Raw genomic sequence first — 12708 nt, forward strand, 5'->3', positions numbered from 1 at the left:
CAGGAATCGTCGGCACTCTGCCGTTTCTTAGAAAGGTATCTGCTATGAATAAGAACGATCTGATCGCAGCTGTTGCAGAAAAGACTGGCCTCACCAAAGCGCAGGCAGGCGAAGCAGTTGACGCAACTTTTGATGCAGTCACGCAAACGCTGAAAAGCGGTGACGAAGTCCGCATCATCGGTTTTGGGAACTTCACGGTCTCTGAGCGTGCAGCCACCGAAGGCCGGAACCCGCGGACTGGCGAAACGATCCAGATCCCGGCTTCTAAGACGCCGAAATTCAAGGCTGGCAAAGGCCTGAAGGACGCTGTGAACGCCTAAGCTCACGTGTTCGGGACAATTTGTCTCGAAAACCCCGTTTCTGCACTGGCAGAAGCGGGGTTTTCTTGTTTTGAGCTTCAGCGGGGGGCGGAACCGCGTGATTACACCGGTGCGCATGGGGCATGGCTTGCCGTCATAGTCTTGAGCACAGCGCATTCTCCCGGTTCAGTTTTTGCAGCCTGAACTCAAAGATCTCAGCGCAAGAGACGACAAACCGTTCTGGTGCCCGGTGAACGTGCTGCGCTCTGGAGTGATTGCGAGAGTTATTCAAAAGTGTTTGCAGTCTTTCCCGGGACATAGTTGCCCTTAGAATGGGGTGTTTCTTTTATCCTTTTGGAGACGCGAGACCCCATGTCGTTGCAAACCATTATCCGCAACCGCCAGAACGCACTCTTTGTCGCCTGGAAAAATGATCCCTTTCAACAGGTGCAGGTCGAGACGATTGAAGAGCTGCAACGCCATGCGTTTCTGGATGATCTGGATCTTGAGGTGGAAACCGGGCAATCGGGCCGCAGAAGCTTGCGCAATGCGGTGATTGTGCGCCGTGACGGCAATCCAGATACCAATGCAAGCGTCTGGGTGCGGGCGGGCTATTCGGGCTATCGCAACGCCTGGCTCGGCTTCGTCCGGCAGGTTTATCAGGTCAGCGCCACACCAGCCGATCTGGCCGGCTACAATATCGATCACCTTTTGAACCGGGCACGCAGCCCGGGCGGGGCGGGGCTGATCCGGATCGAGGCAATCAACGATCAGGTGAATCAGGCCTGGGGGCGGCTCTTTGAAAAGGCGGCCAGCAACCCGGATTTCTACGCCAATCAGGCCCGCTATGGGCGCAAACTCTCCTGGCTGATTGCCGCCAAGCTCATGGGCCAGATGCCGCCCAGAGGCCCGGACGATCAGGCGGGCATTGACCGGCTTGTCCGCTTCTTCCAGGCCAAGGGGCTGGCGGAGGATGACCCGCGCGGCGGACTGATCAACATGCTGAATTTTGCCTATGGGCTCAGGTGGTGATGCGGCCGTTGCAAGCGCAAACTCGTTGGGCGCCCCGGTCTGAGGTGAAAATGGTCAGGACGCCAGCCCGTGAGACCGTCCAAGCGGGACGGGCTCCAAAACGCGGCGTGGAGACCCGTCATCCACAGGCAGGTGCGTGATGGGCGGACGGACGCGTTTTACTCTTGCCAAGCGTCTCCAGAGCCCCTAAAAGGCGTCTCACCTCGTTGAGGGCGATTAGCTCAGTTGGTAGAGCGCTTCGTTTACACCGAAGATGTCGGGAGTTCGAGTCTCTCATCGCCCACCATTCCCTCTCCTTTTTCATGATATCTTGATCGGATGACCGTCCGGGAATTCCGTTGCGTGCGTTTTTGATTTAGAACGCCTGGAGCGTCTGTCTGAGCATGTTGAGGCGGGCAGCGTTTTGCCACAAACGAGACTAATCATCTGAACCTATTTGCTAAATCACGGTTCTCCTACCTTCTTTTCACAAGGAACACACATGGGGAACGGACAAATTATCCACAATGATTGCGAGGGGCAGGAGGGCGGTGGGCCGCGCTTTTGGCTGGCTTTTAAAAAAACGACATATTTGACAGGCTTGGGCGCTTGACTTCCCCATCCAGCCGCCGTACATCAGCGCCACTTCACGGCGACAGAGCGTTGCCGGACGAAGCGGGTGTAGCTCAGTTGGTTAGAGTGCCGGCCTGTCACGCCGGAGGTCGCGGGTTCGAGCCCCGTCACTCGCGCCACTCCTTGTCGGATCGAGATCCGGTTGGGGAGGGCGCAAAAACCGTGAATGTGCGGGTGTAGCTCAGTTGGTTAGAGTGCCGGCCTGTCACGCCGGAGGTCGCGGGTTCGAGCCCCGTCACTCGCGCCACTCACGGTTTTCTTGAAGGCTGTCCGTCGCACAGCCTGCCCATTTCCCAAGATGTAAGACGTGCCTTGGTCCGATTTCCCGGCCTGTGTGGCTTTACGGTCAGCCCCGGAGCTTTGTGCCTGCTCCTTTAGCGCCTCAAGAGCTGCTTTCTCCCTTGCAATCTCGCAGTTACGCCGCCGATGCGCCGGTGCGGACCGACTCGGGAACGTCGGGGAATCCGCCAAAGTCCGTTTCACGGAGCAGGTTGGTCATTTCGCGCAAGTGCGGCATATGCGCCCGAAGTCTTGCAAAGTTTTCAACGGGGCACACAACTGCAGAAAACGTAAGGGATCATTGGCCATTTTGATCAAGTGTGACAAGTGTTTGACCATGGTAGGGTCTTGCGTTGCACCAAACGGTAAGTTAAGCGTGCGGACGCATGTTGGTTAAGATGGCCGACGGGCTGTACGCACCCTTCCGGATTTTAGAGGGATGCGGGCAAGGGGGCCTGGCTCCGGATCGTGTTCTGGTCCGCCCTGCAAATGCAAGGACGCGAAAGACATGGAAGAACTCTTGCGGGAATATGTCCCGATTGTGGTGTTCGTTGGCATTGCGTTGGTAATAGGCCTCGCGCTGCTGATTTCCCCGTTCCTGCTGGCCTACAAGAACCCGGATCCGGAAAAACTTTCAGCATATGAGTGCGGTTTCAACGCCTTTGATGACGCGCGCATGAAGTTCGACGTCCGGTTTTATCTTGTCGCAATCCTGTTCATCATTTTCGATCTGGAAGTAGCCTTTCTGTTTCCCTGGTCGGCTGTCTTTGGGGAACTCGGCTGGTACGGCTTCTGGTCCATGATGGTTTTCCTGGGCGTTTTGACCGTCGGCTTTATTTATGAGTGGAAGAAGGGAGCGCTGGAATGGGATTAACCACCACAGAGCCGCTTGTTGCTCCTCAGCCCAAGGGCATTCTTGATCCGAAGACCGGCAGACCTGCCGGAGAAGATGACGCGTTTTTCATGGACGTGAACAACGAGCTTGCCGACAAGGGTTTTCTCGTCACGTCCACGGACAACCTGATCCAGTGGGCGCGGACCGGCTCGCTCATGTGGATGACCTTTGGCTTGGCCTGCTGTGCCGTAGAGATGATGCAGGTGTCGATGCCGCGTTATGATGCCGAACGGTTCGGCTTTGCCCCGCGCGCATCCCCCCGCCAGTCCGATGTGATGATTGTGGCGGGAACGCTGACCAACAAAATGGCCCCGGCCTTGCGCAAGGTCTATGACCAGATGCCGGAGCCACGCTATGTGATTTCCATGGGATCCTGCGCCAATGGCGGGGGGTATTATCACTATTCCTATTCCGTGGTGCGCGGGTGTGACCGGGTTGTACCCGTGGATATTTATGTGCCCGGATGCCCGCCAACGGCCGAAGCGCTGCTTTACGGCATCTTGCTGCTGCAAAAGAAGATCCGGCGGACAGGAACGATTGAACGATAGGGGACCTGCCGCTGAAAGGTGGCCGGTTTGGAGAGGGCGGGCGCCTTTGCGTCCAGAAAATAACTCCTGTGGAGTGAGGTCGGGCTGATGGATGAGACGCTGAAGGAACTCGCTGAGCATATCGAGCTTGGGCTGGGTGGCTCTCTTGTCTCCTGGAAAGTGGCCTATGGCGAACTGACCCTGACCGTCAATGCGACCGATATTCTGGAAACGGTCCGGTTCCTTCGCGACAACAGCTCGTGCAAGTTCATCAATCTCACGGACATTTGCGGCGTCGATTATCCGGAGCGGGAAAAACGCTTCGATGTGGTCTACCACTTCCTGTCGCCGGTTCAGAACCAGCGCATCCGGGTGAAGCTGGAAACGGATGAAACCACGCCGGTGGCCTCGCTGACACCGCTGTTCCCCGGGGCAGAATGGTTCGAGCGGGAAGCCTATGACATGTATGGCATCCTGTTTACCGGTCATCCGGATCTGCGTCGTCTGCTGACCGATTACGGATTTGACGGCCATCCGCTGCGCAAGGATTTCCCGGTCACGGGGTTTGTGGAAGTTCGCTATGACGACGAAAAAAAGCGGGTTGTCTATGAACCGGTGCGCCTGAACCAGGAAATGCGCTCCTTTGATTTCCTCTCGCCCTGGGAAGGCACGGACTACGTGCTGCCCGGCGATGAAAAAGCATCGGCAACGTGAGGAGCAGCGCGATGGGCGAGAAACTGGCAGGTGGATGTCTGTGCGGTGCGGTCCGCTTTACCGCGGTTCCCGACAAGATGGAAATGGGCGTGTGCCATTGTTCCATGTGCCGCCGCTGGAGCGGCGGGGCGTTCATGGAAGTCAATTGCAGCTCCATCGAGGTGGAAGACGACACTCAGCTCGGCACGTTCGAATCCTCGGACTGGGGTGTTCGGCAATTCTGCAAGACCTGCGGCAGCAACTTGTTCTGGCAGATGAAGGATGGCTCCCATGCGGGTGTCGCCGTTGGCGCGTTTGACGATCCGGGGGCGTTCGACTTCACCACGGAGATCTTCATTGACGAAAAACCCGGCAATTTCGCCTATTCCAACAAGACCAGGCAATTGACCGGGGCTGAGGTGATGGAGCTCTTTGCGTCTCAACAAGGGCCTCAAAATGGCTGAAGCTCAGGTTCGCAATTTCAACATCAATTTTGGTCCCCAGCATCCGGCGGCCCACGGCGTTTTGCGTCTCGTGCTGGAACTGGACGGCGAGGTTGTGACCCGGGTTGATCCGCATATCGGTTTGCTGCACCGGGGCACGGAAAAGCTGATCGAGCAGAAGACCTATCTGCAGGCGGTGCCCTATTTCGACCGTCTCGACTATGTGGCGCCGATGAACCAGGAGCATGCCTATGCTCTGGCAGTCGAGCGCCTTCTTGGCATCACCGTGCCCAAGCGGGGGCAGCTGATCCGGGTGCTCTATTCGGAAATCGGCCGGCTCTTGTCACATCTGCTGAATGTCACCACCCAGGCTATGGATGTGGGGGCCTTGACACCGCCGCTATGGGGGTTTGAGCCCCGTGAAGAACTGATGGTCTTTTATGAGCGCGCCTGCGGCGCCCGTATGCACTCAGCCTATGTGCGTCCCGGCGGGGTTCATCAGGATCTGCCGCGCGATCTGCTGGACGATATCTGGGATTTCTGCGACCCGTTCCTGCAGACACTGGACGATATTGAAGGCCTTTTGACCGACAATCGTATCTTCAAGCAGCGCAATGTCGACATTGGCGTTGTCGATCTGGAAGACGCCTGGGCCTGGGGCTTTTCCGGGGTCATGGTGCGCGGCTCTGGCGCGCCGTGGGATCTGCGCAAATCCCAGCCTTATGAATGTTATTCGGAGCTCGAATTTGACATTCCCGTCGGCAAGAACGGCGATTGTTATGACCGATATCTGATCCGCGTTGAGGAAATGCGCCAGTCGGTCCGGATCATGAAACAGTGCCTGGAAAAGCTAACCGTGGAAACCGGGCCGATTTCGGCGGTGGATGGCAAGATCGTGCCGCCCAAACGTGGTGAGATGAAGCGCTCAATGGAAGCGCTGATCCATCATTTCAAGCTTTATACCGAAGGCTATCACGTTCCGGCCGGGGAAGTGTATGCGGCGGTCGAAGCGCCCAAGGGCGAGTTCGGGGTCTATCTGGTCGCCGATGGAACGAACAAACCCTATCGCTGCAAGATCAAGGCACCTGGATATGCCCATCTGCAGGCGATGGACTTCCTGTGCCAGGGGCACCTGCTGGCCGATGTCTCGGCCGTGCTTGGCTCCTTGGACATCGTGTTCGGCGAGGTTGACCGCTGATGAGGGAACTGTGCCGCCAAATTCCGACCCTGGAAGCCGCCCGTCCGGCTCCGGTCAGTGTGACAGAACGGGGATAACACCATGGCAGTTCGCCGGCTTGCCGCGGAACAACCAGACAGCTTTGCTTTCACCGAGGCCAATCTTGCCTGGGCGAAAAAGCTGATCGACCGCTATCCGGCGGGCCGGCAGGCTTCTGCGGTGATCCCGTTGCTATGGCGGGCCCAGGAGCAGAATGACGGCTGGGTCAGCGAACCGGCCATCCGCTATCTCGCGGACCTGCTGGACATGCCCAAGATCCGTGTTCTGGAAGTCGCGACCTTCTACACCATGTTCCAGCTGCAGCCTGTGGGCAAAAAAGCCCATATTCAGGTCTGCGGCACGACCCCCTGCCAGTTGCGCGGCTCGGAAGACCTGATCCGGATCTGCAAGTCCCGGATCGCCAAGCACATGCACGAAATTTCCGAGGATGGCCTGTTTTCCTGGGAAGAGGTCGAATGCCTTGGCGCCTGCGTGAATGCGCCGATGGTCCAGATTTTCAAGGATACGTATGAGGATCTGACCCCGGAAAGCTTTGAAAAGCTGATCGATGACATTTCGGCAGGCCGCGCTGTGACACCGGGCCCGCAAAATGGCCGCCGCTTCGCCATGGCCGAAGGCGGACAGACAACCCTGACTGAGCTGGCCGATGACACAAACGGCACCGGGCCGGAGCCCCATATTGTGGACGGCGCGGAAAAGGCATCACACCATTTTGCCGGCGCTGCGATCAACACCGGCGGGGCCGACTTTGGCGGCGTGCCAACCCCGGCTGAAGACGCGGTGGCCAAGGTGAGGGCTGCTTTCGCCGAAAGGGCGGAAAAGACGGCTACTGCCCCTCAGAGCGCCCCCAACAAGGAAGCCTCGCCAGCGGCCGGGAAAGACGCGGCCCCGGCCTCCAAGGCGGCGCCCGCCGCAAAGACTGAAGCTCCTGCAGCGTCTGTGGCCAAGGCCTCTGAGGCGCCGCACAAACCGGTGGAGACAGGACAGGACACGGTGGCTGACGCACCAGCTGAGACGGAAAAGCCTGCCTCGAAAAGGGCTGCGGCAAAGAAGTCAGCGGCAAGGAAACCGGCTGCCAAGAAACCCGCTGCTGCCAAGGCGTCTGCCCCTGCGGTGGACGAAAAGGCGCCCGAGGTTCTGGACGGTCCGCGTGGCGGCAAGGCGGATGATCTGAAAAAGCTGAAAGGGGTCGGCCCCAAGCTGGAAGCCACGCTGCACGGCCTGGGCTTTTATCATTTCGACCAGGTGGCCAGCTGGGGCCCGGCGGAAGTGGCCTGGGTGGATAGCCGGCTGAAGTTCAAGGGCAGGATCGAGCGGGATGGCTGGATCGCGCAGGCGAAGATCCTGGCCTCCGGCGAAGCAACCGAATTTTCCAAGCGTGTGGAGGCCGGTGACGTGGCATCCTCCAAGAGCGAAGACTAGGGGGAAGAGATGCTGAAGGATCAGGATCGGATCTTCACCAATATCTACGGTCTGCATGACTGGGGTCTGGAAGGCGCGAAGAAGCGCGGCCAGTGGGACAATACCAAAGCGCTGCTCGGCAAGGGCCGGGACTGGATCATACAGGAGATGAAGGACAGCGGCCTGCGCGGGCGCGGCGGCGCAGGCTTCCCGACCGGGCTGAAATGGTCGTTCATGCCCAAGGAAAGCGACGGCCGTCCCGCCTATCTGGTCGTCAATGCGGATGAATCGGAGCCGGGCACCTGCAAGGACCGGGAAATTCTGCGCCACGATCCGCACACACTTGTGGAAGGTTGCCTTGTGGCGGGCTTCGCCATGGGCGCGGTGGCGGCCTATATCTATGTGCGCGGCGAGTTCATCCGCGAGCGCGAGCGCTTGCAGGCCGCCATCGATCAGGCCTATGAAGCTGGCCTGATCGGAAAGAACAACAAGAACGGCTACGATTTCGACATTTATGTCCACCACGGCGCGGGCGCCTATATTTGCGGTGAGGAAACCGCTCTTCTGGAAAGCCTGGAAGGCAAAAAGGGCCAGCCGCGCCTGAAGCCGCCATTCCCGGCAAATGTCGGCCTCTATGGCTGCCCGACCACAGTGAATAACGTGGAATCCATTGCCGTTGCCCCGACGATCCTGCGCCGTGGAGCGGCCTGGTTCTCCGCGCTGGGGCGGCCGAACAATACCGGCACCAAGCTTTTCTGCGTGTCCGGCCATGTGAACCAGCCTGCGACCTTTGAAGAGGAACTCGGGGTTCCGTTCTCCGAAATGATCGACAAGCATTGCGGTGGCATCCGTGGTGGCTGGGACAATCTGCTGGCGGTGATCCCGGGCGGGTCGTCCGTGCCGTGCTGCACCGGTGAGGAGATCAAGGACGCGCCGATGGATTTCGACACGCTGCGGGAAATGGGCTCCGGCCTTGGCACAGCGGCGGTGATTGTGATGGATAAGTCCACCGACATCATCAAGGCGATTGCCCGGTTGAGCTATTTCTACAAGCATGAAAGCTGTGGCCAGTGCACGCCCTGCCGGGAAGGCACTGGCTGGATGTGGCGGGTGATGGAGCGCATGGTGAAGGGCGAATCCTCCTATGAGGAGATCGACATGCTGTTCAAAGTCACCAAACAGGTCGAAGGCCACACGATTTGCGCGCTCGGAGATGCGGCCGCCTGGCCGATCCAGGGTTTGATCAAGAATTTCCGGCCGGTCATCGAGCAGCGAATCGATGATTATGTCGCCAAGTCGAAATCGTCTTCGGCGATGGTGGCGGCTGAGTAAGCGGAACGGGATTTGGAGAGCAACGGATGACGAAGCTCATCATCGACGGCAATGAAGTGGACGTTCCTGCGGACTATACACTGCTGCAGGCTTGTGAAGAGGCGGGCGCCGAGGTGCCGCGCTTTTGCTATCACGACCGCCTGTCGATTGCAGGCAACTGCCGCATGTGCCTCGTTGAAGTGAAGGGCGGGCCGCCCAAGCCGACCGCCTCCTGTGCTATGGGCGTCAAGGACTTGCGGCCCGGACCGAACGGGGAACCTCCTGTCGTTGAGACCAAGTCCGAAATGGTCAAGAAGGCCCGCGAAGGGGTGATGGAGTTCCTGCTCATCAACCATCCGCTGGATTGCCCGATCTGTGACCAGGGTGGAGAATGCGACCTGCAGGATCAGGCCATGGCCTATGGGGTGGACGGGTCCCGGTTCTATGAAAACAAGCGTGCGGTGGAGAACAAGGATATCGGGCCCCTGATCAAAACGATCATGACCCGCTGCATCCATTGCACCCGCTGCGTCCGGTTCACCACGGAAGTGTGCGGTGTCACCGATATGGGACTGGTGGGGCGCGGTGAAAACGCCGAGATCACCACCTATCTGGAAGCGGCCCTGTCCTCTGAATTGCAGGGCAATGCGGCGGACCTGTGCCCCGTTGGCGCGCTCACCCATAAGCCGTACGAGTTCCATGCCCGTCCGTGGGAGTTGACAAAGACCGAAAGCGTCGACGTGATGGACGCAGTCGGCAGCGCGATACGGGTTGATACACGCGGCAAGGAAGTCATGCGGGTGATGCCGCGGCTGAATGAAGAGGTCAACGAGGAGTGGATTTCCGACAAGTCCCGCTATATCTGGGACGGTCTGAAGACCCAGCGGCTCGACCGGCCTTATGCCCGCAAGGACGGCAAGCTGCGGCCAGTGTCCTGGCCGGAGGCGTTGGGGATTATTGCCGAAAAGGTGAAGGCAGCACCGGCAGAGCGCGTTGGGGCGCTTGCAGGCCAGCTGGCTGGCGTGGAAGACATGTTCGCGCTCAAGCGCCTGATTGAAAAACTTGACTGCGCCAATCTGGACAGCCGGTATCCCGGCTCTCCGCTGCATCCGAAGAATGGCCGGGCCAGTTATCTCTTCAATTCCACCATCGAAGGCATTGAAGAAGCGGATGCGATCATGTTGATCGGCACCAATCCGCGCCAGGAAGCTCCGGTTCTGAACGCCCGGATCCGCAAGCGCTGGTCCCAGGGCGATCTGCAGATTGGTCTGATCGGCGAAAACGCGGATCTGACCTATCCGGTGACCTATCTCGGTGCCGGTCCAGACAGCCTGAAACAGTTTACCGGTCATGCGCCGGCCAAGGCGGACAAGCCGATGTTCATCATCGGGCAGGGCGCCTTGAATCGCCCGGACGGGGCGGCGGTTTTGGCTACTCTGGCTGCTGCCGCCAAATCGCTCGGCGTGATCAAGGAGGGCTGGAACGGTTTCAACATCCTGCACACGGAAGCGGCCCAGGTTGGCGCGCTGGATCTTGGCTTCGTGCCGGGTGAAGGCGGCAAGGACACTGCCGCCATGCTGGCGCCGGGCGCGCTTGATGTGCTGTTCCTTCTGGGGGTTGATGAGGTTGAGGTCCCGGATGGGGCCTTTGTCATTTATCAGGGCACCCATGGGGATCGGGGCGCGCACCGCGCCGATGTGATTTTGCCGGGGGCGGCTTATACGGAAAAAACTGCGCTCTATGTGAATACGGAAGGCCGGGTCCAGATGGCCGACCGGGCGGCGTTCCCGCCGGGCGAAGCACGCGAAGACTGGGCGATCCTGCGGGCCTTGTCCGCAAGCCTTGGCCAGACCTTGCCGTTTGATTCCTTGGGCGAGCTGCGGGCCAAGCTGTTTGAAGCCCATCCGCACATGACCGGAATTGATGCGATTGAAGCAGGCAACAGCGCCGATATTGAAAAGCTTGCCAAAGCGCCAGCGAAAATGGACGGGGCCGGATTTGCAAATGTGATCAGGGACTTTTACCTGACGAATCCGATTGCGCGGGCCTCCAAAACGATGGCCGAATGTTCGGTGCTGGCCAAAACGCGGACAGCAGAAGCTGCCGAATAGGGGTAGGGGACAGGAAATGGCTGAGTTCATGACGACCTACGGCTGGCCGTTCCTCTGGATGGCCTTCCAGAGCATTTTGCTGATGGTCGTGCTTCTGGTGATCGTCGCCTATGTTCTTTATGCGGACCGCAAGATCTGGGCGGCTGTTCAGATCCGGCGCGGCCCGAATGTGGTCGGCCCCTTTGGGCTGCTGCAAAGTTTTGCCGACCTTTTGAAATTCGTGCTGAAGGAACCGGTGATCCCGTCCGGGGCGAACAAGATCCTGTTCCTGCTGGCGCCGCTGGTTTCCGTGCTTCTTGCGCTGGCGGCCTGGTCGGTGATCCCGGTGGCCGACGGCTGGGTCATCGCCAACATCAATGTGGGTGTTCTGTTTGTTTTTGCGGTGTCCTCGCTGGAAGTCTATGGTGTGATCATTGGCGGTTGGGCGTCCAACTCGAAATACCCGTTCCTGTCGGCCCTGCGCTCCGCCGCCCAGATGGTGTCCTATGAGGTGTCCATCGGCTTCGTGATCGTCACCGTGCTGTTGTGCGCGGGCACATTGAACCTCTCCGGCATTGTAGAATCCCAGCAGACCGGCCTGGCGACTATGCTTGGAGTGCCCTGGCTGTCTTTCCTGAACTGGTACTGGCTGCCGCTGTTCCCCATGTTCATGGTGTTCTTTGTTTCAGCCTTGGCGGAAACCAACCGCCCGCCCTTCGATCTGGCGGAAGCGGAATCGGAGCTGGTGGCCGGCTTCATGGTGGAATACGGCTCGACCCCCTACATGATGTTCATGCTGGGCGAATATGTCGCCATCTGCCTGATGTGCGCGCTGATGACCATCTTCTTCATGGGGGGATGGTTGCCACCGTTCGACTTCGCGCCGTTTACCTGGGTGCCGGGCATTGTCTGGTTCATTCTAAAATGTCTGCTTGGCTTTTTCATGTTCGCCATGGTCAAGGCCATGGTGCCGCGCTACCGCTATGACCAGCTGATGCGCCTGGGCTGGAAAGTTTTTCTGCCCCTGTCGCTGGCCATGGTCGTTGTTGTTGCCGCTGTGCTGATGGCCACTGGCTGGGCGCCGGGCGCTGCATGAGCGTCTCGCTTGCCGGGGTGGTCGGGGCGTGTGTGGGCCTCTATGTGGGCTGGCTGGACTACAAGATCCTGAAGGGGTTGCTTCAGGCATCTGAGACGGCAAACAGGCAGGCCGGCGGAGACGGAGGCCGGTCTGCGCGATACGGAACGCTCTTGCGCGGTCTGTGTTTTGGAGTTTCGATGATCGGCTGTCCGGTTGTCGGGTATTGGGCCGCCAGCCAGCTGGCTGGCTGAGGAAGGAAAGGCAAGACGCGATGGGACTTAGTCAAGCCGTCAGATCGCTGTTTCTGCAGGAGTTCGTATCGGCATTCTTTCTGGCGATGCGGTATTTCTTCAAGCCGAAGCCAACGGTCAACTATCCGTTCGAGAAAGGTCCGGTGAGCCCGCGCTTCCGGGGCGAACATGCTTTGCGCCGCTATCCGAACGGGGAAGAGCGCTGCATTGCCTGCAAACTCTGTGAAGCCATCTGCCCGGCCCAGGCGATCACGATTGAAGCCGGGCCGCGCCGCAATGACGGCACCCGCCGCACAACCCGCTATGACATCGACATGGTGAAGTGCATCTATTGCGGTTTCTGTCAGGAAGCCTGCCCGGTGGATGCGATTGTGGAAGGGCCGAATTTCGAGTTCGCAACGGAGACCCGGGAAGAACTCTACTATGACAAGGACAAGCTGCTCGCCAACGGAGACCGCTGGGAGCGCGAAATCGCCCGCAACATTGAAATGGATGCTCCTTACCGTTAGGAGCTTTATGTGAACAGGTCCGACACTTCAGCCCGGCAATCCGGCCGGGCA

At 59.2% G+C, this 12708-nt stretch carries 13 protein-coding genes and 3 tRNA genes; all 16 read left to right on the top strand.

The annotated features are described in order from the left end of the window. Nucleotides 1–44 precede the first annotated feature (44 nt). A complete protein-coding gene (locus ACXAIC_RS16450) occupies nucleotides 45–320 on the top strand; it encodes an HU family DNA-binding protein (protein WP_006934728.1) in 276 nt (91 codons plus the stop codon). 351 nt (nucleotides 321–671) lie between these two features. Then, nucleotides 672–1331, top strand: coding sequence for a hypothetical protein (locus ACXAIC_RS16455; RefSeq protein WP_475182105.1), 660 nt, complete (start codon nucleotides 672–674; stop codon nucleotides 1329–1331). A gap of 210 nt (nucleotides 1332–1541) precedes the next feature. Continuing rightward, nucleotides 1542–1617, top strand: a tRNA-Val gene (locus tag ACXAIC_RS16460). Between the two features lie 368 nt (nucleotides 1618–1985). Further along, nucleotides 1986–2062, top strand: a tRNA-Asp gene (locus tag ACXAIC_RS16465). 51 nt (nucleotides 2063–2113) lie between these two features. After that, nucleotides 2114–2190: transfer RNA gene (locus ACXAIC_RS16470), tRNA-Asp, on the top strand. Between the two features lie 540 nt (nucleotides 2191–2730). After that, nucleotides 2731–3096, top strand: a complete 366-nt coding sequence (locus ACXAIC_RS16475; protein ID WP_475182108.1) for an NADH-quinone oxidoreductase subunit A — start codon at nucleotides 2731–2733, stop codon at nucleotides 3094–3096. After that, nucleotides 3087–3665: a NuoB/complex I 20 kDa subunit family protein gene (locus ACXAIC_RS16480; protein ID WP_475182111.1), complete on the top strand. Its 579-nt coding sequence runs from the start codon at nucleotides 3087–3089 to the stop codon at nucleotides 3663–3665. Before ACXAIC_RS16475 ends, ACXAIC_RS16480 begins: the two co-directional genes overlap by 10 nt. 87 nt (nucleotides 3666–3752) lie before the next feature. Continuing rightward, a complete protein-coding gene (locus tag ACXAIC_RS16485; RefSeq protein WP_475182117.1) occupies nucleotides 3753–4358 on the top strand; it encodes an NADH-quinone oxidoreductase subunit C in 606 nt (201 codons plus the stop codon). Between the two features lie 11 nt (nucleotides 4359–4369). Further along, on the top strand, nucleotides 4370–4801 hold the full coding sequence (locus tag ACXAIC_RS16490; protein ID WP_475182125.1) for a GFA family protein: 432 nt from the start codon (nucleotides 4370–4372) through the stop codon (nucleotides 4799–4801). Beyond that, on the top strand, nucleotides 4794–5978 hold the full coding sequence (locus tag ACXAIC_RS16495) for an NADH-quinone oxidoreductase subunit D (protein ID WP_475182131.1): 1185 nt from the start codon (nucleotides 4794–4796) through the stop codon (nucleotides 5976–5978). Before ACXAIC_RS16490 ends, ACXAIC_RS16495 begins: the two co-directional genes overlap by 8 nt. Before the next feature lie 81 nt (nucleotides 5979–6059). Next, on the top strand, nucleotides 6060–7439 hold the full coding sequence (gene nuoE / locus ACXAIC_RS16500) for an NADH-quinone oxidoreductase subunit NuoE (protein ID WP_475182136.1): 1380 nt from the start codon (nucleotides 6060–6062) through the stop codon (nucleotides 7437–7439). A 9-nt stretch (nucleotides 7440–7448) separates the two neighbouring features. After that, the gene (nuoF, locus tag ACXAIC_RS16505) at nucleotides 7449–8750 is read left to right on the top strand and encodes an NADH-quinone oxidoreductase subunit NuoF (RefSeq protein WP_475182143.1); all 1302 of its coding nucleotides are present in this window, start codon (nucleotides 7449–7451) and stop codon (nucleotides 8748–8750) included. A 26-nt stretch (nucleotides 8751–8776) separates the two neighbouring features. Then, nucleotides 8777–10840: an NADH-quinone oxidoreductase subunit NuoG gene (nuoG, locus tag ACXAIC_RS16510; protein WP_475182147.1), complete on the top strand. Its 2064-nt coding sequence runs from the start codon at nucleotides 8777–8779 to the stop codon at nucleotides 10838–10840. Between the two features lie 16 nt (nucleotides 10841–10856). Beyond that, a complete protein-coding gene (gene nuoH / locus ACXAIC_RS16515) occupies nucleotides 10857–11915 on the top strand; it encodes an NADH-quinone oxidoreductase subunit NuoH (RefSeq protein WP_475182152.1) in 1059 nt (352 codons plus the stop codon). Continuing rightward, the gene (locus tag ACXAIC_RS16520; protein ID WP_475182156.1) at nucleotides 11912–12148 is read left to right on the top strand and encodes a hypothetical protein; all 237 of its coding nucleotides are present in this window, start codon (nucleotides 11912–11914) and stop codon (nucleotides 12146–12148) included. Before nuoH ends, ACXAIC_RS16520 begins: the two co-directional genes overlap by 4 nt. Before the next feature lie 20 nt (nucleotides 12149–12168). After that, nucleotides 12169–12657: an NADH-quinone oxidoreductase subunit NuoI gene (gene nuoI / locus ACXAIC_RS16525; RefSeq protein ID WP_475182161.1), complete on the top strand. Its 489-nt coding sequence runs from the start codon at nucleotides 12169–12171 to the stop codon at nucleotides 12655–12657. The last annotated feature ends 51 nt before the right edge of the window (nucleotides 12658–12708 follow it).

Source organism: Roseibium sp. AWQ4_254 (genome assembly GCF_056161025.1).